Raw genomic sequence first — 22,271 nt, 5'->3', positions numbered from 1 at the left:
AACTTAATTTAATTTTAGCTAATAATCTTCCAAATGCAAACATATACATGCTGTAGATGCTTGTCAACGGGAGGTATCCATTGTATGACCCGAAGAATTTTGATCTTTGGCCTTTCCTTCGTCGCTCTATGCCTCGTCGCCGGAACGGCCCTGTATTTCTACCAACAGAGCCAAACTCATCAGGCTGCCTTCACCTTAGATAAGAACAAGCCTGGGCAAATAGCTGGGATAGAGCATGTATCCTCCGCGCCTCAGAGCGAGAGCATCCAGCAGCCAACCGCTGAGGTGCTCAGCAACCGTGTAACGGAATATCATATCAACGTTAAGCTGGATGAACAAGAGAATACGCTGACAGGTTCTGAGACGATTACCTGGACGCATCCTGGCAAGAAATCGGTCAACGAGCTCTACTTTCATTTATATCCGAATGCCTTTGCCTCGGCAGACAGTACATTTATGAAGGAATCGGGCGGCAAGCTGCGAAACGACGCCATGCCCAAGGATGGCTGGGGATCGATGGAGCTGACCGAAATTCGGACAACCGATGGGATCTCCCTGCTTCATCGGATTCAATATGTCCAACCCGATGACGGCAATGCCAAGGACAAGACGCTGGTTAGAGTTCGTCTGCCTGTCTCCGTCCAAGGCGGGGAGAGCATTACCCTAAAGATCAGCTTCACCGTGAAGCTGCCGAAGATCTTTGCCCGCATGGGCGCCGCTGGCGATTTTGTTATGGCTGGCCAATGGTTCCCCAAGATCAGCGTGTACGAGCCTGCCGGAACCAGGGGACGAGCCACTGAAGGTTGGAATCTGCATCAATACCATGGCAATTCAGAATTCTATTCCAATTTCAGTATATACAGTGTGGAGATCGATGTCCCCGACAGCTATACCGTTGCCGCCACCGGCTTCCCGACCAAAGCAGCTAACATCCAGAACGGACGGAAGCTCGTCCATTACTATGCCGATGATGTGCATGATTTCGCTTGGGCTGCTTCACCAGACTTCATCTATGCAGAAGAGCCTTTCTCTTCTGACACGATTCCTGGCGTAAGGATTAAGCTATATCTTGATCCTGCCCATAAGGATTTGAAGGAGCGTTATTTCTATGCCGCCAAGGTAGCCTTAGCCAACTTCAGCAAGTGGTATGGACGATACCCATACTCTACGTTATCGATTGTAGTCCCGCCTGCCGAGGCAAACGGCGCGGGGGGCATGGAGTATCCAACGCTGGTCACCTCCTTCGGAGCAAAGAGCGATTCCCCGGATTACAATGAGCTGGAACGTACCGTTATCCATGAGATCGCTCACCAGTATTTCTACGGAATGATCGCAAGTAATGAGTTCGAAGAGGCCTGGCTGGATGAAGGATTCGCCTCCTATGCCGAGGATAAGCTGATGGAGCAAGAATTCGCTACTAACCTTCCGCTTCCGGTCCAATCCGCCATCATCACTTCTCCAGCTTCCCTAACCCAGAATGCCTGGAAATATGGGGATAGCGATGTATACGCACAGAATGCTTATTATAGAGGAAAGCTGGTCCTGCTTGATATTGAGAAGCAAGTAGGCGCCAAGACGATGAAGCGGATTATGTCCAGCTACAGCCTGAAATACCGCTTCAAGCATCCGACAACAAAAGATTTCCAGCGGACCGTCGAGCAAATCACGGGCCGATCGTGGAAGGATTACTTCAACCAATACGTATATAGCGACAAAATGGCTGATTTTTCAGTGGATCGAATTCAAATTCATCCCTCCGATTCAAGCAGCGGCAACGGATTGATCTATGAGTCCATCATTGATATAAGCCGTAAGGGCGCCGACTATCCAGAGGTAGCCATATTGCTCTCGTTCAAGGATGGACATACTCTGCGCAAGACTTGGAAAGTGGATAACGACACCCTCCAGATCAAGGTTCAATACAAAGAGCCTGTGGATTGGGTACAAATCGATCCTGATTATGCGCTCGTTCTTGAGAATAAACACATTAACAATTACCTGAAGGCGGAGATTCAGGAGCCTGTGGGAACCCGCTCCACCTTAACGATTGTCAAATTGCTGGAAACCGTACTCGGCTCGTTATTATGGTAGGTACCCAACCTTTATAAATGCTGTATATGCTTCCGTAGCAAGTTTTTGTCCGCGGCTTATTCTGCGGAGGCATACCTTAACAAAACTTTGAGGGGGAAAAGTATGATCTATATACGTAGTGGATGGAGTCTTATAAAAAACCAGCTTCCCTCTATTATCATCCTGTTTCTATATCAGCTGCTATGGGGACTATTTTTATACAGGCTCGTCAATTCAGTAGTTACGGAGGTCCTGGTTAGATACCCAGATCCCCCGCCCAACATGCTCAGCCAGGCTCTATTCCTCCTGGAAGGCCAATACGAGCTCAAGCATAGCCCCGACATCCGTCTCTATCTGGGGTTGCTGCTCGGTATGGCTCTCATCCGACTACTAGTGACGCCTCTGCTCCAGGCGGGAGTCCTGTATGGCTTAATGCCCAAGGAGGAGCGAAAGAGCGGACTTCCGCTATTCCGCGGCATGAAGGAGTTTGGAAAGCCGGTATTCTTGTTCCTATTTATTGAGCTTATATTAATCAGTCTGCCGCTATTATGGATTCTCCCTCACGTCCAGGGAATTCTGCCAGACCTGCTTCGCTCAGGCTCGGTACAGATTGCTCCCATGCTGAAGATGTCGGCCGTTCTGCTCGCTTGGTTGATCTATTGCTGGCTTATTGACCAATGCTTGCTGTTCGCACAATTTGGCTATCTTTTCAAAAAGGGGCTATGGGGTTCTATTCTGATAGGTGTTCGATATGTGCTTCCTGGAGCGGGCATCTCTCTCTTACTCGGCATTTTTGCCCTGATCCTGTTCTTCATCTTTGGTTCAGTATCGTGGATTTGGACCGGAATACTCGCTCTTATTCTGCAGCAAAGCTATCCTTTCATACGAAGTTTGTTCCGAGTTTGGGAGGTAACCTCTCAATATCAACTATGGGAAATGAAGTCACAGAAAAGTTAAATTATTTTTACCATTATAATCCCTTATACCACAAGGCCTCCGCCAGAATCGGAGGTCTTGTTCTTTGTTTTTGTCTCTGAATCTTGTGAATTAGGCATTGCCAAAATATACTTCTCTTTGTTACAATAACAACAGCAGAAATTCAGTAACAGTTTTGTAATCATTCTTGTCATAATAAGTCAAGTAATAGCAATTGCGAGTGTAATTATAACAATTATTTACGAAATCATGGCCGAATTCCCTCCACGGGGAACGGGGGAACCACTTTGGGTGAATTGATCTCGCTAGAGAGGGATCATAGGGAACCTTCAACCGAATCCTTAAGCTAACCTCGTAGGCAATCGGAAGGAGTATTTTTCTTGAAGAAACAGTTAACTACATTAGCTCTTGGTGTTACATTGCTTTTCTCCATCGGAACTGGTAGCGCTTTCGCTGATTCCAAATTAGACTCTGCTATTGATGGAGCGTTAGGAACGAAATATGTATCCGGTGGGACAACGACTTCCGGGTTTGACTGCTCAGGGTTCACGATGTATGTATTCTCCAAGATCGGGGTCAAGCTTCCTCACCAATCGGGATCGCAATATAAAATGGGCGAATCCGTATCCAAGGATGAACTAATCGCTGGCGACCTGGTGTTCTTTAACACTTCAGGCAAAGGCATATCCCATGTAGGTATTTATGTAGGTGAAGGCAAATTTGCTCATGCATCCTCTTCCAAGGGCGTTGTAATCAGCAAATTGAGCGAGAAATATTATGTAGATCGTTATGTTGGAGCTAAGCGCGTTATGAGTTCTGATAAGTACGAAGATGTTACTGGAGAAGTTACAGACCACGATGATGTAGAATAATAACGAATTTTAAACCCACGGAGATTCATTTGGAATCATAACCGTGGGTTTTTTATTTGTCTAAGGGCCTGCTTTTTCCCCGCTTCTGGCCCTTTATGCCTATCTGCCTGGATAGAAACACCGACTTGCAGATCAAATCTATCGACAAGCTTGTCAAACCTGGGCGGGTTTGGTAAAATGACCAATGTAATAGTAACAAGTTTGTAATCTTTGTTGTAACTATCGTAACTTTTGGGTGCATCAACTAAGAACAGCCGAATTCCCCAGCACCCGGGAAACGGGGGAACCATTTAGGGTGAATTGGCCGCAATCCTGCCGCCATAGGGAACCTTCAACCGAATCCGCAAGCTAACCTCGCAGGCCTTGGAAGGAGCTTACATCTTGAGAAAAACAATCATCGCAGCCGCTGCAAGCCTAGCCATCTTCTTCACCATGCAAAGCGGCAATGCTTTTGCGAGTACCACTCTTACTAATGTTGTTGACTCGGTATACGGTACACCTTACAGACTTGGTGGAATTAGCGCCAGCAGCGGCTTTGACTGCTCAGGCTTCACCAAATACGTATATCAGAAAATGGGCGTAACCCTACCTCGCGTATCAACAGATCAGTTCAAGCAAGGCACTGCAGTAAGCAAGAGCCAGCTGAAGCCTGGCGATCTCGTCTTCTTCAATACGACGGGTAAAGGCGTCTCCCATGTAGGCATTTATGTGGGTAATGGAGAATTTGCACATTCTTCCTCCTCTAAAGGCGTTCGGATCGACAGCTTGAGCAATAGCTACTACAAAACGCGTTATGTAGGCGCCAAGCGTATCCTTAGCCAATATACTTATTCTCTGTATGCCCAAGCCTAATCTTCAGCGTTCAACCATTTAACTTTCATTCATTCATTTATCATCATTTATAACTATATAATGCAATTGATTCCACGCCCGGAATCAATTGCATTTTTTTATCTCCGATCCTGTAGCGCATCGTGCAAGCAAAATATTCTAAAATCGCACTAACACCTTTACAAGGAATAGAATTCCCGTTAGAGTGAGTTTAAAAAGGTATCTAGGCATCGTATCATGCAATAAGCAAGGAGGCGTAAATATGGAAAAGTATATTCCGAAATTTCTTATTGTACCTATGGAAGAAGACCATGGCGCAGACATCTGCACCTGGCGCTACGATTCTCCCTATGACGTATATAGCTGGCTCCCTTGGGAGCAGATGAAGGCGCTCGATGTAGAATTCGGCAATCCTGCACTACGGGCCGAACAATACGCCTCCCTATTGGATGAAAACGGCGAGCTCGCGGGCTTTGCCCAATACTTTCCCCTCAAAGGAGTAACCCGTATTGGGGTCGGGATGAGACCTGATTTATGCGGCCATGGTTACGGTAAATCATTTGTCATCGCGATCGTGGAGGAAGCGCTGCGTCGTAAGCCTGATAATGAGGTGGATCTTGAGGTTCTGACCTGGAACAAAAGAGCGATCCGAGCCTACCAGAAATCGGGCTTCGTGATTACTGATCTATATGAGAAGATGACGCCCGGCGGCATTTCCAAACCATACTATTGTATGGTATTTCGAGGATTCCCTAAAGAGGGAGAGTCTGGTCATAATGAACTTTAATGTTGTCTGTGATGATTTGCATATATTTTCAAGAAAACGCTAAATTATCATTACTTTTTTTGTCACAAACGCTATGATCCACTGCAATGTTCCGGTATAATGGAATGGATAGCTTACATAAAAGGGGCGATTCGTGTGCAGAAATGGATCATGAGCGGATTACTCGGCGTGGCATTCATTATGGCCATCGTGTTAATTTTCACCTTACCTGGTAAAGAGGAAGTGGCCAAAGAGGCCAAGCCAACCATGCCTGAAATTACTCTCAATGTTGATCAGGCCGATGCTACGATCAAGGCAAACTGTATCAGTTGCCATGGCGATCAACTGCAAGGTCAAGTTGGTCCGAATTTGCAGAAAATCGGAGCTCAATTAACAGCGGATCAGCTCTACGGCATCATCAAGAAAGGCAAAGGACAAATGCCGACCTTTAAGGATAGGCTGAAGGACGAAGAAATTGCGAACGTAGCCCTCTGGCTTGCGGAGCAAAAATAATCGCAGCACAAAGAACGCCCGCCAAGGGGATCCCTGGTGGGCGTTCTTCTATACGAGCCGGCTGTATAACATTGAGTTCCACTTCCAGCCGGTGTAGAAGCCTATCGATGCATCAGCCTACAGAACGCGCCTTCTCGAAAGCCTCGTTGTACTGCTGTGCTTCCTTAATATCAACGGCCGTTATACCGCCTTCCTCCCATGATGTCAGCCGAAGCGTCACTGTTTTATGGTCAATGGTTATAAAAGGGTGATGATTGAACGCCTCTGATATGGCTGCAACCTCATCGACAAAAGCGATTCCCTTCATATAATTAGAGAAGGTATATTTGCGAACGATCCATCGTCCTTCCTCTAGCTCCCATCCTTCCAGTCTCTCTAAATGCGCTTCTATTTCCTGCGGTGTAAACGGCATTTTTATTTCTACCTCCCGTTCGTTCTCAAAAAATATCCCCATATCATTCTTGCATCTGAACCGTACATGAGATATTAATTCATTATATTCTTCTATTCAACGATCATGCTATCCAATATATTACCATAGCGTTTACTGTATAAACAAAATAAGGGAATAAATATTAAATCAATGCAACGAAATCCAGTTCATCCTCTCCGATTAGGAAATTGATGCGATGGTTGTCCGCATCATAAATCACTACTGCGCTGCCAACGGAAATAACCGGCTCCGTGCCTAACGCAAAGAACAAGTCCTCGGCCAGCGCCTCCTGGACCTCCAGCTTCTCCTCCTTCGAGAGGATCTCCCATTCAGAAGCCTCCATCTCAAAGAAAATATAGCTATCAGATATCTGGCCTACCGCCTTCGTGAGATCTGCCAAAATATATTCATAATCTCTGCCATGCTTTACGCCCACGATGATTCTTCTCCCTTCACTCTAACGAATATTCAATCGTAGTCCCATTATACCGGAAAATCGCCCTTAAAAAAAAAGGGAATTCTGTCGATAAAAAAGATAAGCCATTTCCATAAAATCAGAAATGCCGTTCTGCAAGGATGCGGGTGGCAGAATTATGGAATAATTATCTCAAGGACGAGGTGTGCAATGGAAATCTCAACGATTATTGGACTTATTCTTGGACTCGTAGCACTCATTTGGGGAATGTTCCTAAAAGGTGCGCCGATCGAAAGCTTGGTCTCCAACCCCGCGGCCTTTGTCATTATCTTCGTGGGTACCGCTGCGACTCTGTTCATGGCGTTCCCGCTATCTGAGCTGAAGAAATTTCCGAAATTGCTCAAAATGACGGTCGTCAAGCCAAAAATTATTACGAAGGGTGAACTGATTGCGCTGTTTGCGGAGTGGGCCACAATTACCCGCCGTGAAGGGCTGCTCGCTCTGGAAGCCAAGGTAGAAGAAATTAATGACGATTTCTTGCGGAACGGAATGCGGATGATCATTGACGGCAATGATCAGGAATTCGTACAGGATGTCCTGACAGAGGACATCGCCGCTACGGAAGAAAGACACAAGGCAGGGGCGCAGATCTTCTCACAAGCCGGAATGTATGCTCCTACGCTCGGTGTACTCGGTGCCGTTGTCGGTCTGATTGCAGCATTGTCAGATATGAGCGATGTCGATGTTCTCTCCCATGCGATCTCAGGTGCATTTATCGCAACCGTGTTCGGTATTTTCACCGGTTACGTACTGTGGCATCCCATTGCCAATAAACTTAAACGTCTCTCAAAGAAAGAAATAGAGATTCGACTCATGATGGTAGAAGGCCTGTTATCCATTCAATCCGGGGTGTCTACAATCGCAATTCAACAAAAGCTTGCTGTATTCTTAACCCCTGCCGAACGCGCTCAAATCCTAGAAAAGGGGGCGGGTGAAGGTGCGCAAACGGAATAAACGCAATCAAGAGCATGAAGAGCATGCAGACGAGAGCTGGCTGCTCCCTTATTCTGACCTTATGACCCTTCTGCTTGCCATGTTCATCGTCCTGTTCGGAATGAGCTCCGTGAACGCGGAGAAATTCAAAGCGGTCAGCGATGCCTTTAACAACGTGCTCAGCGGCGGATCGGGGATTCTGGATCAGAGCTCATTCAATAGTAACGACATGCAATCCTTCAAAGCACAGCCTAAGCCGGACGAAGTAAAAGCGAGTGTAAACGAGCTTAAGCGTAGGGAGCAGGAAAACCTGGAAGGGCTTAAGAAACAATTGGATAACTATATTAAGCAGAATGGGCTGACCAATGATCTTGATACGAAGCTCAATCAGTCCCAGCTGATGATTACGATCAGCGACAAAGCGCTGTTCCCTTCAGGAGAAGCCGAGGTGAAGCCGGATGCCCGTAAGCTGGCCAAAGCCATCTCGGACATGCTAGAGCAGTTCCCGGACTATGAGGTTATCGTCTCCGGTCATACTGACAATGTACCGATATCCAATAAAGAATTCCCTTCAAACTGGGATCTTAGCTCCGCCCGGGCATTGAATTTTATGAAGATATTGATGCTGAATACACAGCTTGATCCACAGAAGTTCAGTGCGATTGGATACGGCGAGTATCATCCGGTATCCACCAACGACTCAGCAGTCGGCAGAGCACAGAACCGCCGCGTCGAAGTATCGATTATTCGCAAGTATGTCGATCCGGATCAGAAGCTAGGTGTAACTACGGCTCATGAATAAAAAAAGATGGAGACCAGAACTCTGGCTCCATCTTTTTTATTACCTCGTGCTGTTCATGAAGGTCTCATATAATTACCAAGCTTGTTACAGCTTATAATTCAACATCCCACCAAGCTCTCTTTTCTCCTGCTCGTTCAAATCCCGCCACGTTCCAACCTTCAATGATCCAAGCTGGATATTCATAATACGAATCCGCTGCAGCTTCTGTACTTCATACCCAAGCGCACTGCACATACGGCGAATCTGGCGATTCTTGCCCTCGACAAGTATAATCCGGAAGGTTCGATCAGAGATTCTTGTAATTTGGCAAGGCAGGGTCATGGCGCCCAGGATTCTAACACCCTCCCCCATTGCTTTCAGGAACGAAGGCGTAATCGGGCGGTTTACTGTAACGATATATTCCTTCTCATGCTTGCCTTCAGACCGCAGGATCTTGTTGACTATGTCGCCATCGCTGGTTAGCAGAATCAATCCTTCGGAATCCTTATCCAAGCGTCCGATTGGGAAAATACGTTCTTCATGTCCAATAAAATCGACGATGTTGCCTTTGATATGATGCTCTGTCGTACTCGTAATCCCGACAGGCTTATTCAGAGCGATGTAGACGTGCTTAGACGGCTTCTCCTGAAGAGGAGCCCCATTAATCCTCACATCATCTCCTGGCTCGGCCTGACTTCCCAGCTGAGCGGTTACACCGTTAATCGTTACCTTGCCGGACTCGACCAGCTTGTCTGCCTCCCGTCTGGAGCAATAGCCTGTCTCGCTGATAAATTTATTGATTCTCACCGTTGTATGGTCACCCCGTTATGCTATTTCTTCGCCCGTTGTGGTCGCAACTGGCTCTTGAACTTCCTTGATTCGCGGCAGGGTAATCGTCACGGTCGTTCCCTTACCCAGCTCACTATCGATTTCAAACATTCCCTTATGGCCTTCTATGATACGCTGACTGATCATTAGTCCGAGGCCTGTCCCCTTCTCTTTGCTCGTATAGAAAGGTTCTCCCAGCTTATCCAGCCGTTCCTTCGATATCCCTTCCCCTTCATCAATGAACCGAATCGCAATGTAATGCTCGTCATTGTCAGCGACCTGGAGCGTGATCCTTCCTCCTCCGGGCATCGCCTCCATTGCATTCTTCAACACATTAATGAACACCTGCTTTAATTGATTCTCTTCACAGTGTACCAGAAGAGGGGAAGTAGAGAAATGGTGCTCGAACACAATATTATGTAAATGCGCTTCACTATCCAGCAGCGATATCACATCGCCGACGGTATATCTGACATCCTTAATTTCGAACTGAACTGCCTGCGGCTTAGCTAGAATTAGAAATTCACTCACAATCATATTAATCCGCTCCAGTTCAGAGAGCATGATATCTGTATGTGTGTCATTGACGGTGCGCGTGCGCTGCTGCAATTGCAGGAATCCTCTGAGCGTAGTCAACGGATTGCGTATCTCATGCGCTACACCAGCCGCCAGCTGCCCCACCGTCCGCAGCTTCTCCGCGCGCCTGAGCAGTTCCTCCATTTTATTATGCTCCGTCATATCCCTTGAGATGTTGATCAGTGATACGATCTCACCGTCTTCATCGAATATCGGAGAGACGCTAATGCTTACATTAACTAATCGCCCATCCTTGCAAATGCGAGTTGTCTCAGCCAGGACATAAGGACGCCCCTCCCTAAGCTCCTTCAGCCAGGATTCTCTCTCCTCTTGATAAGAATAGGGCACAAAATCAAGCCTGGTGCCGACGATCTCCTCGCTATTCCAGCCATACAGCTGTTCGAACGCCCGATTTACTTCCAATATCCTGTCGCTTAGATCTGTTACATGAATCGCATCCGCCATCTGATTAATAATCGACTCCAGCCGTTCCTTGATTACCTGGTTCTCGTCGTTCTTCAGCTTCAGCTCTTCTGTATGATGCCCCATATAATCCGCCATCCTGTTGATCTGTTGTCCCAGAAGACCAAGCTCATCTTGGCGCTTTATCTCGATTTTGGCCTGGAAATCTCCCGAGGATAACCGGTTCACCTTATACAAAATGTCTTGAATCGGCCGAATCAGTTCTCCGGCAAGAATATAACTTGAGAACACGACGATTTGCAACAATATAATGGAGATTGAAATTTCGTTAATCACCTGCTTGGTGATCGCTGCTGAAATAGGTTCATAGCTGGAGATAATTCGAATCATGTAAGGCTGTTGATTGCTCGGTTGAATGGGGATAAGACACTCTAGTACGCGTTTGCCGTTAATGATTGTATCCTTGAGTAGGCTTGTCCCCTTCTCGGCGGCTTCTGCGGATTTCTCAAAGATATCAGTCTCATTCTTATACTTATACGTGCCAAATAGGATGCTGCGATGATCACGAAGTTCATCGGGGAAGAAACCTGTGATCTCCAATAGATGCTGGTTGGACCGGAGAGATTCATTCACAATTCTTTCCGGACTTGTCATGTCTAACATTCCGCCAAAAGAAGAGCCGTTCCCCATTTGTTGGCCGATTTCATTTCTCTTCACATAATCATATATGGAACGGGATTGTTCCACTGCCAGAGCAATTTGCTTAGCGATTAACATCATATTAGCTTCACTGTCTCTGCGAAGATTGTCACGAGTTGACAGAAAACTAAGAACAATGTTAACCGTTAATAGGGCCAGAGCAAAAAGAGACATCACTATAGATAATTTGAATTTAATGGACAAATGATCTTCTCACCTCTTGCAGGACATTGAGGTTAATGTCGAATCTTGCTTTGATACTACCCTCATCATAACCGTATTGTAAGATTTTGCAAAGACGTTGAAATTCCTATTTCCTTTATCTACAATTAAGAAAAAATATCTATTTTCTGCGATTTATTACCCGAAACCGCAAAAGTTATGCACAAGTTATGAACATATACACAAGGAAAAAGTCTAATATGTGTATAATAATGGGGATAAATAAGCAGTTATGAACAGTGTTATCCACAACATGTTAACAACGAATATTTGTTCGTTGGACAAAATACTGAATTTTTGATCTGAACAACCGCGAATGGAGCTGAATGGTCATGTCATTACCCTTAATGCACGAACCCCCTGCATCAACCTTTCCCCACGACTACTGGATGCGTGAAGCGATCGCCGAAGCGCGTAAAGCCGAAGCGATTGGCGAAGTGCCTATCGGTGCTGTTATTGTTCGTGGAGATGAAATTATAGGACGAGGATATAATCTAAGAGAAAGTTCACGGGATGGAACAGCCCATGCTGAAATGATCGCGATTCGTGAGGCTAGTGAATATCTGGATGCTTGGCGGCTGTTGCATTGCCGTCTATATGTAACCCTCGAGCCCTGCCCGATGTGTGCGGGAGCTATCGTCCAATGCCGAGTGCCGCATGTCATCTACGGTGCCGCAGATCCGAAGGCAGGCTGTGGTGGAACCATTATGAATCTGCTGCAGGAACCGAGGTTCAATCACCGCACAGAATTAACTGCAGGTGTGCTGGAAGAAGAGTGTGCGGACCTGCTCAAGCAATTTTTCAAGCAATTGCGCCAAAAATGACGCAGCATAAGAGAGGAAAGTTCAACCCCCTTATATAGCTAGGCTGGCTCGGAATTGATCCGAGCCAGCCTATTTAAACATATTATTAACCAACGCAGTAAGACCGTCTTCAAAGCTACTAATGAATAGCTTTTTTCTTGAAGCGCCCGCCTTTTACGTCATGGATATTTCCTACAGCCATAAAAGCATTCTCATCGTAATGATTAACGATTTCTTTAAGCTTGGCTTCTTCCAAGCGAGTAATTACACAAAATATAACCCGTTTCGGATCACCCGAAAATCCGCCCTCACCGGACAAATAAGTAACGCCACGACCCAAGCGGCTCAATATAGCAGATCCGATCTCATCGATTTGATCGCTAATGATCCAAACCGATTTGGATTCATTGAGACCATCCACTACGATATCAATTGATTTATAAGCGATATAATAAGCTAACAATGAGAACAAAGCACGCTCCCAGCTGAATACAAACCCAGCACTTAACAGTATGAAGAAGTTAAAGAACATAATAATCTCGCCCACGGAAAATGGCGTTCTGCGTGAAATCAGAATAGCTACAATCTCTGTTCCGTCCAATGATCCCCCAAACCGAATAACCATACCTGTCCCTAAACCGAGCAAAATTCCACCGAATACAAAAGCAAGCAGCGTGTCGCTGACAAAGGGGTCAACCGGGTGAAGCAATGTCGTACCAAGAGACATAACCGAGATTCCTAGCAAGGTAGAAATCGCAAAGGTCTTGCCAATTTGCTTATAGCCAACAATCAGGAATGGAAGGTTAAAAAGGAACAAAAAGATACCAAGCGGTAATTCAGATAAATAAGAGGACATTACGGAGATACCGGTAATTCCGCCGTCCGTAATCTTGTTCGGGACTAGGAATAGCTCCAGCGCTACTGAGACAATAATGGCACCTACAACAATAAAGATGGATCTCATCAGGATATTCCCTATAGACTTCTGCTTATGCTGTCTAATCATTTGGGATTTCGCTGCCTCAGAGATCGTATCCAAGTTGACAGAGTTCAAACGCATCACGTTCCTTTCATTTTCTTTAGTATAATTTTAGAGTTTCTCTCCCACTCGTGAGCGTCTCGCATGGTCAAGGCCCTACTTATATTATGACATTTTCTTTGTCTCATGTCTTGTTTATTTCAATTTAAGATAAAAAAAATCCGGCGATTTGCCGGAAGTTTGAAGCATTCAATCCATCTTATTTTGATACATTAGCCCTGTGGATTATGATGACTCACATGGTTGCGGTTCTTGACCTTCTTAGAGCCAGACAGCGGCTCTGGACCATCATGTTCCCTGTCATCCCTACGACGGTTATTCTGGTCTGTCTGCGTTCCTGGGGTTGTATATCCTTTAGGCTTGGTCATGTCGTAATTCCCTCCAATTCCATTGATATATCCCCCTGTAACTTGTGAAGAAACGACCCGCTTTATACAACAAAAAAATGAGGATTCTCATCCTCATTTCGGTTTGCTTCTATATACTGCCTTGATCAAGGTTAATGAAAAATAATCTGGCGGAGAGGATGGGATTCGAACCCATGTGGGCTTGCACCCTAACGGTTTTCAAGACCGCCCCGTTATGACCGCTTCGGTACCTCTCCAAGTATGAATCTGATTCGCGTAACAAATCAGATTCTAACATATTTTTTTTGCATGATCAAGTTATTTTTTTGTTGTGATCTTTTCCACGCCGCCCATATATGGACGAAGCACCTCAGGAATGACCACACTGCCATCCTCTTGCTGATAATTCTCCAGAATAGCAGCAACAGTACGCCCTACAGCCAAACCAGAGCCGTTCAAGGTGTGGACAAATTCCGGTTTTGCCTTTGGTTCCGGACGGAAACGAATATTAGCCCGACGTGCCTGGAAATCCTCTACATTCGAGCAGGAGGAAATCTCACGGTACATATTGCTCTGTGGCAGCCAGACCTCAAGATCATACGTCTTAGCCGCTGTAAAGCCAAGATCAGCCGTACATAGAGCCAATACGCGGTAAGGCAGGTCCAGGAGCTGCAGCACGCGCTCTGCATTCGCCGTCATTTGCTCCAATTCGTCATAGGATGTCTCCGGATGGACAACCTTGATCATCTCTACCTTGTTGAATTGATGCTGGCGGATCAATCCGCGCGTATCCCGTCCAGACGCACCTGCCTCAGAACGGAAGCAAGAACTGTATGCCACATATTTCTTCGGCAGATCCTCAGCATTCAGAATTTCTTCCCGATGATAGTTCGTTACAGGAACCTCTGCGGTCGGAATCAAGTAATAACCTTCCTCCGTCAGCTTGAATACATCCTCTTCAAACTTCGGAAGCTGTCCTGTGCCGTACAAACTGTCGCGATTAACGATATATGGGGGCAGCATTTCTACATAGCCGTGTTCATTGCTGTGCAAATCCATCATAAAGTTAATCAAGGCCCGTTCCAGGCGCGCTCCCAGACCCTTATAGAAAGTGAAGCGCGATCCGGTTACTTTGGCACCTGCTTCGAAATCAAGAATGTCCAGGTCCGTCGCGATATCCCAATGCGCCTTCGGCTCGAATGAGAACGAACGCGGCTCGCCAATACGGCGCACCTCCACATTATCATCCTCAGAAGCCCCGATCGGTACGCTGCTATGCGGAATGTTCGGAATGCTCATCGTTAGATTGTCGATCTTCACTTCGAGCTCACGAACTTCTTCATCCAGAGCCTTGATACGATCACCAACCTCGCGCATTTCCGTAATGAGATCATCCGCATCCTCTTTGTTCTTCTTACGCTTGGCCACCTCAGCAGATACTGTGTTACGACGGTTCTTCAGCGCTTCACTCTCCTGGAGCAGCTCCCGGCGCTTCTCATCAAGCGGTAAAAAATCCGAGATCATCTCCAATGATTTACCCCGGTTCTGAAGAGCTTGTTCGACACGAGCGTAGTCATTTCTTAATATTTTTACATCTAACATGGATAGTCCCTCCTAGAATCATCCCGTAGCAGGCCGTGCCGATTACAAGCTGAACAATAGACGCCGGGATCGCTTAAACGACAAGAATCAATCAAAAAAAACAACCTTGACCCTTGGTAAGAGTCAAAGGTGTCTTTAATATCAGCTTTATAGAAGTTGTTCAAATGAACTCAAACTTATTGTACGGCCGCTTGGTAAGTCTTAATCATCTCTGTAAAATAAGTATGCAGGGAATAATCATCCGTAAGCTCCGGATGGAAGGAAGAAACGAGAAGATGTCCTTGCCGGGCCGCTACAATCTCATCATTGTAGGTCGACAGAATATCAACTTCATTTCCCACCGCTGTAATTAAGGGGGCGCGAATAAATACAGCTCTGAGCGGCTCTTGAAGTCCCTTCACATCAAGATTCGTCTCGAAGCTCTCACGCTGGCGCCCAAAGGCATTTCGGGAGACTTTGATATCCATCAGCCCGAGATGCGCTTCTTCTCCGCTTTCTATTTCTTTGGCCATTACGATCAGTCCGGCACAAGTGCCAAATATCGGCTTTCCTTGCTCCGAGAACGCCCGAATAGCTTCAATAAATTCGTATTTCCGCATTAATTTGCCGATCGTTGTACTCTCGCCGCCCGGAATAATCAATCCATCCAGCTCTTCAAGCTGCTCAGTATGCTTCACAGCGACGCCCTCTGCTCCCGCTAGCTCTATGCTGTGGATATGCTCTGTTACAGCACCTTGCAACGCCAATACTCCTACCTTCATGGCCAAACCTTCTTTCTCTATCCAAGCTATCGACTTAAGACGCGATTCATGAACCATGAAGCGCGCCTCGGAGTCATCTTACCAACCGCGATCGGACATACGCTCAGCGGCGGACAATTTCGAAATTTCGATACCTTTCATCGGCGTACCCAGGTTCTTGGATACTTCCGCAATTAATTTGTAATCTGTATAATGGGTAGTCGCTTCTACAATCGCCCGAGCGAACTTCTCAGGACTATCCGATTTGAAAATCCCGGAACCGACGAATACGCCGTCAGCACCCAAATGCATCATCAGGGCAGCGTCTGCAGGAGTAGCCACTCCGCCAGCGGCAAAGTTTACAACCGGAAGCTTGCCAGCCTCATGGACTTCAAACAGCAGATCATAAGCCACGCCCAGATTTTTGGCTTCAGCATACAATTCGTCCTTGGACATGTTCTGTACTTTGCGAATTTGGCTATTGATCAGACGCATATGACGCACAGCTTCAACAATGTTCCCCGTTCCTGGTTCACCTTTCGTACGAATCATCGATGCGCCTTCGCTAATACGGCGAAGCGCTTCACCCAGATCCTTCGCACCGCAGACAAACGGAACGGTAAAATCACGTTTATCAATATGGAAGACTTCATCTGCCGGAGTCAGAACTTCACTCTCATCCAGATAGTCTACCCCAAGCGATTCCAAAACTTTAGCTTCCACATAATGACCGATCCGTGCTTTGGCCATAACCGGAATAGATACTACTTTCATGACTTCTTCAACGATGGTTGGGTCAGCCATGCGGGCTACGCCGCCAGCTGCACGAATATCGGAAGGAACCCGCTCCAAAGCCATAACAGCGGTCGCACCAGCTGCTTCAGCGATCTTAGCTTGCTCGGCATTCATAACGTCCATAATGACGCCGCCTTTTTGCATCTCAGCCATACCTCTTTTAACTCTCGATGTTCCAGTTTCCATAAATTCCACGCCTCCCGATAATAATCTAACTTGATATTTTACATCAGTCGCCTAAAATATACAACCCATTCACTCGGAATTTATTCGTTCTAGAACAAATTCTTAATGCCGTTGAACAAATCGCTGAAGAAGTCACCGATTGCCCGCATGAAAAGCTTGAACCAGTTGGCCTTCTCTGCATCCTGGGAAGTAATTAGGTCAACCGTCTTCTCCAATGTCTGATTCATTCCATCTGGCTTCAAGGTGTAAGTCACTGTTCCAACCTTGGTTCCCTTTGGAAGCGGAGCTGTCAGAGATGCGCTTTCCGGCGTCATCGTGACTTTGGACTCCACCTTACTAATGTCCGCACCCTTTGGAATAACAAAGGCCACTTCTTGGCTGCTTACAAGCGGAACCTCAGTGTTCTTCGCCTTCTTCACCGTAATTGTCTCAGATCCAGTTACCGTCGCATTAGGAGCAACGACCTGTTTGGTCTCGAAGTTGTTAAAGCCGTAGTCGAGCACTTTGCGCGTTTCAACAAAGCGCGCCGAATCACTGGAGGTGCCCATCACGACGCTGATCAGACGATGACCATCACGAACGGCGGTTCCCGTAAAGCAGTTGCCTGCATTTTGCGTATGGCCTGTCTTCAGGCCGTCAAGACCTTCATAAGCATATTTTTTGAAATTGGTTATGTTCTTATTAGCTTCAAGCATCCAGTTCAAATTGACGATTGGTGTCTTATCGCGCTCTCTGAATTGGTATGTCTGCAGCGAAGTAAATTGGTTGAAATCCGGATGGTCAGTTACAATATATCGAGCCAAAATAGCCGCATCCTTGGCCGACATCACTGTCTCCTGATCCCCAGGAGTACGAAACTCCTCCGGCATATCCTTAATATCAAGACCTGTAGAATTGGCGAAATGAGCTGTAGTCATCCCCATACGCTTCGCTTCATCATTCATTAATTGCACGAATTCCTGCTCGGAGCCGGCCACAAATTCGGCCAAAGCAACCGTTGCATCGTTGGCTGAGCCAATTGCCATGGCGGCATAGAGGTCCTTAACTGTATGCTGATCCCCTTCAGCCAGGAAAATCCGTGATCCTTTAGTCAAAGAAGCATTTTTACCTGTAGTTACTACGGTATCCCAACTGGTCTTACCTTGCTTCACATACTCCGCCACGATGTACTCAGACATCATCTTGGTCATGCTTGCAGGTGGCAGTGCTTCTTCACCATTTACGTCAAGCAGAACTTGCCCGGTCTCCGCATCCATCAGAATAGCCGATCCTACCTTCAAATCGAGAGATTCTACGGATGGTATAGCCGCTCCTTTTGCAGGAGTGGTTGATTTCGTCGTTGTTGTCGATTCTTTTTGCGTCGTTTGCTGCGTTCCAGTCTCAGCCAGCGCCATCGCTGGAACCAGAGAGAAGCACAACATATTCAAAACCAATATAGAAGCAGCACTTTTACGAATAAAATGCGGTTTCATAGTTTGCTTGGAAGTCGGAATTGCGCGTTGTTTTCTTTTCAGTTTCAATGTTCCTTAAGCTCCCCTCATATTCTCGATTATTGCTTAGTCTATTCTATCACAGGGCACCCTGCAAAAAAAGACAGGCCCAGCGATTTCCGCCTGGCCTGTCTTTCTCCAATCTCTTTCTTCTATTAACTAATAGAATAGTTAGGTGCTTCCTTCGTAATTTGGATATCATGCGGATGACTCTCACGAAGTCCCGCGCCTGTAATTCGTACAAATTCTGTATCGTTACGAAGCTCGTCCAGATTCTTGGCTCCACAGTAGCCCATACCTGAGCGAAGTCCGCCAAGCAACTGGTGAATCGTATCGGCAAGCGGCCCTTTATAAGCTACGCGGCCTTCAATTCCCTCGGGAACCAGCTTCTTGTCATCGTCCTGGAAGTAGCGGTCCTTGCTGCCTTGCTTCATCGCAGCCATAGAACCCATACCTCTGTATACTTTGTAGCGGCGCCCTTGGTAAATTTCAGACTCGCCAGGGCTCTCTTCGGTACCTGCAAACATGCTTCCCAACATTACAGCATGTCCACCTGCAGCCAAGGCCTTGGTAATCTCGCCAGAATATTTGATACCGCCATCGGCAATAATCGGAATGCCGTATTCACGAGCTACCGTAGCACAGTCATAGATCGCTGTGATTTGCGGTACACCGATTCCGGCAATTACCCGGGTCGTACAAATCGAACCTGGCCCGATACCCACCTTAACGACTGAAGCGCCCGCCTTAATCAGTTCACGCGTAGCTTCACCTGTTGCCACATTACCTGCGATAATCGTCAACTCAGGATATTTTTTACGGATATCAGACACCGCTTCAATAATATTAATATGATGACCATGTGCAGAGTCGAGCACGATGACATCCGCACCAGCACCCACCAATGCCTCAGTCCGTTCAAACATATCCTTGGAAATACCTACAGCCGCTCCAACCAGCAGCCTACCTTGGGAATCCTTAGCCGCATTCGGGAATTGGATCGCCTTCTCAATATCTTTAATTGTAATAAGTCCTTTGAGAATATTATTGTCATCCACTAATGGCAGCTTCTCAATTTTGTGTTTCTGCAGAATAACCTCTGCCTGTTGGAGGGTTGTACCTACAGGTGCAGTCACCAAATTCTCATGAGTCATAACTTCACTGATCTTGATGCTGTAATCATGCACGAAACGCAAGTCACGGTTCGTCAAAATGCCAATTAGCTTATTATTCTCATCTACGATCGGTACGCCGGAAATCCGGAATTTACCCATTACTGTCTCTGCATCAGAGACAAGATGATCAGCCGTCAAGGAGAACGGGTTCGTAATTACACCACTTTCCGAACGTTTAACCCGGTCCACTTCCTCTGCCTGCTGTTCAATTGGCATGTTTTTATGAATAATACCAATACCGCCTTCGCGAGCAATTGCAATTGCCAGAGCTGATTCAGTTACCGTATCCATGCCCGCACTGATCAAAGGCACATTCAACTTCACACGATCGCTGAGCTTAGTCGATACATCAACTTCCTTAGGCAATGTTTCTGATTTGCGAGGGATTAGTAGTACATCATCAAATGTTAAGCCTTCTTTGTTAAATTTGCTTTCCCACACCTTGAAATTTCCTCCTTTAGTTTGAACTACCATTCGACCGATTCCCGTATAAATCAAGGCCAATTCCTTACTTACGAAAATATATTAATTGCAATCTTAGCAAAGCCCCTATAGGCTGTCAAGAAAATGTGTCAGGAAAAAAGGTTAGGCTCCTCAGCACACACGACTGTCCATCAGCAGTGTACATATCTGCAATTTCGAACATTTTATGATCATAATACTGCCCCAAACGCTTCATTTTGATTCCGATTATTGGATGGATAGCTTTAGACGAAACAGGGACTGCCCCTCTGCAGCGAAAGCTACATTAGAACAATCCCTCAATTTTAAGTATGCAAATTATCTGCCTCAGAACTATATATGATGCTGCCCTTGAATGATTTCATCGATAACCCCATATTGCTTCGCTTCCTCCGCGGTCATGAAGAAGTCACGGTCCATATCCTTCTCAATCCGCTCCAGCGGCTGCCCCGTTCGCTCCGCTGCAATTTCATTAAGTCGACTGCGAATGCTAATAATCCGTCTGGCACTAATCGCGATGTCGCTTGCCTGCCCTTGCACACCACCATGAGGCTGATGAATCATAACCTCGCTATTCGGAAGCGCAAACCGCTTCCCCTTTGTACCAGCTAACAGCAAAATGGCCGCAAATGAAGCTGCCATCCCCGAACAAATCGTCTGCACATCCGGCTTAACATATTGCATCGTGTCATAGATGGCAAAGCCAGCTGAGGTCGCGCCACCGGGACTATTGATATAGAAGTGAATATCCTTCTCCGGGTCCTCCGCCGCTAGAAATAGCATTTGCGCCACAATACTGTTCGCAACGGTATCATTAATCTCCGAGCCTAAGAAGATAATCCGGTCCTTCAGTAGTCTGGAGTAAATATCATACGATCGTTCTCCATGGGAGGTCTGGTCAATAACATAAGGAATCACTGTACTCATCTTGTATTGCCTCCTTTAAAAAGGTTGGTTAACTGCGTTGTCAATCTACACCGTTCAATCCACAGCTTAAGCTGCCATGCTCCGGAATAGGTCGTGACCGAGCAGCAGGCTAAACGGTTTCATCTCAGCATGAGTCTTCTGTCTGGATCTATCCTTATGCACGTATTGCACCGCAGGAAGAACATCCCTGCTTCCTTCGTTCATTAACTGGAGCAATGCTGCAGCATCCTGTTCATGGAATGCCTTAATATAGGCATAGACCGTGCTCTCATCCACTTGCGAGGCAGGGTAAGAGCTGAACAGTCTCTTTACCTTGCCTGAGTCATCAGCCTGCCTCTTAGGGTCTACCAAGGCCTTTAGCTTGGTCCGGACACGATGCAGCAGGGCCTTCACCGCACCCTCGGTCATATTCAACATCCCCGATACTTCTCTAGCTGTGAACTTCAGGCCGTCGATTAATAGAAGGACCGTCCTCTGCTCCGGATTGAACCTCTGAATCATCAACTCCATGATGTGATGGAAAGCAGAAGGATCATAAGGCGGGTACGAACTCAACGGCGCTTCTAATTGCTCAGGTTCCACAGGCAACGATACCGTATCCAGGCGCTTCCGTCGTCCCTGGTCAATCCATGCATTACGAGCAGCGCGATATAAGAAGGCCCGGGTTATATGAGCCTGTGCCAATGGCCTCTCCTGCACATAGACCCATACCTTCATCCAAGTCTCCTGAGCCAGATCATCCCCTTCCCAGACCGAGCCTGTCAGAGAACGGCAATATTTCTGCAGCACCCGATGATGCTCCTCGATCCATTCGGGAGAAGCTTCTGTATCCTCAACCTTTGGGTTCATGGGAATAATTCGATCCACTCGGCCATACCTCCTTACCATCTGATGATCTTTCTGTTCGCTCCTTACAGAGCCTTCACTGTAATAAACGAAAAAATCACCGCAATCGATACGGTGATATAAATTTTATCGTAAGTTATTCTGTTCTTATTGTATTCCATATACAAAAAAACCACCACCGATTAACGGTAGTGGTTCTTATCGCTTGGCGGCTTCCTACTCTCCCAGGACCCTTCGGTCCAAGTACCATCGGCGCTAGAGGGCTTAACGGTCGTGTTCGGGATGGGTACGTGTGGAACCCCTCCGCCATCGCCACCAAACGTTCAAGGTTAATCCTTGAAAACTGGATACGAAACTCATTTTGCAGGTTTTAGATGTTTTTTGGATAAGCCCTCGACCGATTAGTACCTGTCAGCTCCATACATTGCTGCACTTCCACCTCAGGCCTATCAACCTCGTCGTCTTCAAGGGGTCTTACTCGTTGGGAAATCTCATCTTGAG

At 46.6% G+C, this 22,271-nt stretch carries 22 protein-coding genes, 1 tRNA gene, 2 rRNA genes and 2 riboswitches; of the genes, 9 read left to right on the top strand and 16 right to left on the bottom strand.

Annotated features, from left to right (window positions below):
- Positions 1–84: 84 nt before the first annotated feature.
- From BN1360_RS01105 to BN1360_RS01080, 6 genes are all read left to right on the top strand, one after another.
- A complete protein-coding gene (locus BN1360_RS01105) occupies positions 85–2,091 on the top strand; it encodes a M1 family metallopeptidase (protein ID WP_068778071.1) in 2,007 nt (668 codons plus the stop codon).
- A 102-nt stretch (positions 2,092–2,193) separates the two neighbouring features.
- Complete coding sequence (locus BN1360_RS01100; RefSeq protein WP_068778070.1) at positions 2,194–3,027, top strand: hypothetical protein; 834 nt, start codon at positions 2,194–2,196, stop codon at positions 3,025–3,027.
- A gap of 220 nt (positions 3,028–3,247) precedes the next feature.
- Positions 3,248–3,383: riboswitch (cyclic di-AMP (ydaO/yuaA leader) on the top strand.
- A 3-nt stretch (positions 3,384–3,386) separates the two neighbouring features.
- Positions 3,387–3,878, top strand: a complete 492-nt coding sequence (locus BN1360_RS01095; RefSeq protein WP_068778069.1) for a C40 family peptidase — start codon at positions 3,387–3,389, stop codon at positions 3,876–3,878.
- 242 nt (positions 3,879–4,120) lie between these two features.
- A riboswitch (cyclic di-AMP (ydaO/yuaA leader) is annotated at positions 4,121–4,256 on the top strand.
- A gap of 3 nt (positions 4,257–4,259) precedes the next feature.
- Positions 4,260–4,730, top strand: a complete 471-nt coding sequence (locus BN1360_RS01090) for a C40 family peptidase (RefSeq protein ID WP_068778067.1) — start codon at positions 4,260–4,262, stop codon at positions 4,728–4,730.
- Positions 4,731–4,971: 241 nt separating this feature from the next.
- Positions 4,972–5,496 carry a GNAT family N-acetyltransferase gene (locus BN1360_RS01085; protein WP_068778066.1) on the top strand — a complete coding sequence of 175 codons (525 nt, stop codon included), beginning with the start codon at positions 4,972–4,974 and terminating at the stop codon, positions 5,494–5,496.
- 135 nt (positions 5,497–5,631) lie between these two features.
- Positions 5,632–5,988 carry a c-type cytochrome gene (locus BN1360_RS01080; RefSeq protein ID WP_068778065.1) on the top strand — a complete coding sequence of 119 codons (357 nt, stop codon included), beginning with the start codon at positions 5,632–5,634 and terminating at the stop codon, positions 5,986–5,988.
- Between the two features lie 112 nt (positions 5,989–6,100).
- Here BN1360_RS01080 and BN1360_RS01075 read toward each other — a convergent pair whose 3' ends face one another.
- Positions 6,101–6,400, bottom strand: coding sequence for a 4a-hydroxytetrahydrobiopterin dehydratase (locus BN1360_RS01075; RefSeq protein WP_068778064.1), 300 nt, complete (start codon positions 6,398–6,400; stop codon positions 6,101–6,103).
- Between the two features lie 163 nt (positions 6,401–6,563).
- On the bottom strand, positions 6,564–6,857 hold the full coding sequence (locus tag BN1360_RS01070; RefSeq protein WP_068778063.1) for a hypothetical protein: 294 nt from the start codon (positions 6,855–6,857) through the stop codon (positions 6,564–6,566).
- A gap of 189 nt (positions 6,858–7,046) precedes the next feature.
- On the opposite strand from BN1360_RS01070, the gene motA reads away from it, so the two are divergent.
- Together motA and motB are read left to right on the top strand one after the other, a co-directional pair.
- Positions 7,047–7,850, top strand: a complete 804-nt coding sequence (motA, locus tag BN1360_RS01065; RefSeq protein WP_068778062.1) for a flagellar motor stator protein MotA — start codon at positions 7,047–7,049, stop codon at positions 7,848–7,850.
- Positions 7,834–8,631 carry a flagellar motor protein MotB gene (motB, locus tag BN1360_RS01060; RefSeq protein WP_068778061.1) on the top strand — a complete coding sequence of 266 codons (798 nt, stop codon included), beginning with the start codon at positions 7,834–7,836 and terminating at the stop codon, positions 8,629–8,631. Before motA ends, motB begins: the two co-directional genes overlap by 17 nt.
- A gap of 84 nt (positions 8,632–8,715) precedes the next feature.
- Here motB and rluF read toward each other — a convergent pair whose 3' ends face one another.
- Both rluF and BN1360_RS01050 read right to left on the bottom strand, forming a co-directional pair.
- Positions 8,716–9,417 carry a 23S rRNA pseudouridine(2604) synthase RluF gene (gene rluF / locus BN1360_RS01055; RefSeq protein WP_068778060.1) on the bottom strand — a complete coding sequence of 234 codons (702 nt, stop codon included), beginning with the start codon at positions 9,415–9,417 and terminating at the stop codon, positions 8,716–8,718.
- Between the two features lie 18 nt (positions 9,418–9,435).
- On the bottom strand, positions 9,436–11,340 hold the full coding sequence (locus BN1360_RS01050) for a HAMP domain-containing sensor histidine kinase (RefSeq protein WP_068778059.1): 1,905 nt from the start codon (positions 11,338–11,340) through the stop codon (positions 9,436–9,438).
- A 344-nt stretch (positions 11,341–11,684) separates the two neighbouring features.
- On the opposite strand from BN1360_RS01050, the gene tadA reads away from it, so the two are divergent.
- Entirely contained in the window at positions 11,685–12,182 is a 498-nt protein-coding gene (gene tadA, locus BN1360_RS01045; RefSeq protein ID WP_195714214.1) for a tRNA adenosine(34) deaminase TadA, read from the top strand.
- 118 nt (positions 12,183–12,300) lie between these two features.
- Here tadA and BN1360_RS01040 read toward each other — a convergent pair whose 3' ends face one another.
- The 12 genes from BN1360_RS01040 to BN1360_RS00985 form a co-directional block, all read right to left on the bottom strand.
- On the bottom strand, positions 12,301–13,221 hold the full coding sequence (locus tag BN1360_RS01040; protein ID WP_420707864.1) for a YitT family protein: 921 nt from the start codon (positions 13,219–13,221) through the stop codon (positions 12,301–12,303).
- Positions 13,222–13,412: 191 nt separating this feature from the next.
- A complete protein-coding gene (locus BN1360_RS01035; protein WP_082789891.1) occupies positions 13,413–13,568 on the bottom strand; it encodes a small acid-soluble spore protein P in 156 nt (51 codons plus the stop codon).
- A gap of 147 nt (positions 13,569–13,715) precedes the next feature.
- Positions 13,716–13,804, bottom strand: a tRNA-Ser gene (locus BN1360_RS01030).
- Positions 13,805–13,865: 61 nt separating this feature from the next.
- Positions 13,866–15,149: a serine--tRNA ligase gene (serS, locus tag BN1360_RS01025; RefSeq protein WP_068778057.1), complete on the bottom strand. Its 1,284-nt coding sequence runs from the start codon at positions 15,147–15,149 to the stop codon at positions 13,866–13,868.
- Positions 15,150–15,325: 176 nt separating this feature from the next.
- Positions 15,326–15,910, bottom strand: coding sequence for a pyridoxal 5'-phosphate synthase glutaminase subunit PdxT (gene pdxT, locus BN1360_RS01020; RefSeq protein ID WP_068778056.1), 585 nt, complete (start codon positions 15,908–15,910; stop codon positions 15,326–15,328).
- Positions 15,911–15,988: 78 nt separating this feature from the next.
- Positions 15,989–16,870, bottom strand: a complete 882-nt coding sequence (pdxS, locus tag BN1360_RS01015; protein ID WP_068778055.1) for a pyridoxal 5'-phosphate synthase lyase subunit PdxS — start codon at positions 16,868–16,870, stop codon at positions 15,989–15,991.
- An 89-nt stretch (positions 16,871–16,959) separates the two neighbouring features.
- A complete protein-coding gene (locus BN1360_RS01010; protein WP_068778100.1) occupies positions 16,960–18,342 on the bottom strand; it encodes a D-alanyl-D-alanine carboxypeptidase family protein in 1,383 nt (460 codons plus the stop codon).
- Positions 18,343–18,515: 173 nt separating this feature from the next.
- On the bottom strand, positions 18,516–19,976 hold the full coding sequence (gene guaB, locus BN1360_RS01005; RefSeq protein WP_068778054.1) for an IMP dehydrogenase: 1,461 nt from the start codon (positions 19,974–19,976) through the stop codon (positions 18,516–18,518).
- A 354-nt stretch (positions 19,977–20,330) separates the two neighbouring features.
- Positions 20,331–20,924 (bottom strand): ATP-dependent Clp endopeptidase proteolytic subunit ClpP, encoded by a 594-nt coding sequence (clpP, locus tag BN1360_RS01000; protein ID WP_068778053.1) that lies wholly within the window; start codon positions 20,922–20,924, stop codon positions 20,331–20,333.
- A 66-nt stretch (positions 20,925–20,990) separates the two neighbouring features.
- Positions 20,991–21,791, bottom strand: coding sequence for an RNA polymerase sigma factor (locus BN1360_RS00995; protein ID WP_068778052.1), 801 nt, complete (start codon positions 21,789–21,791; stop codon positions 20,991–20,993).
- 182 nt (positions 21,792–21,973) lie between these two features.
- Positions 21,974–22,090 (bottom strand): 5S ribosomal RNA (gene rrf, locus BN1360_RS00990).
- A 61-nt stretch (positions 22,091–22,151) separates the two neighbouring features.
- A 23S ribosomal RNA gene (locus BN1360_RS00985) occupies positions 22,152–22,271 on the bottom strand; the annotation flags it as partial.

Source organism: Paenibacillus sp. GM2, assembly GCF_900069005.2.
GTDB lineage: Bacteria > Bacillota > Bacilli > Paenibacillales > Paenibacillaceae > Fontibacillus.
This window is presented reverse-complemented; position numbering and strand designations above follow the sequence as displayed.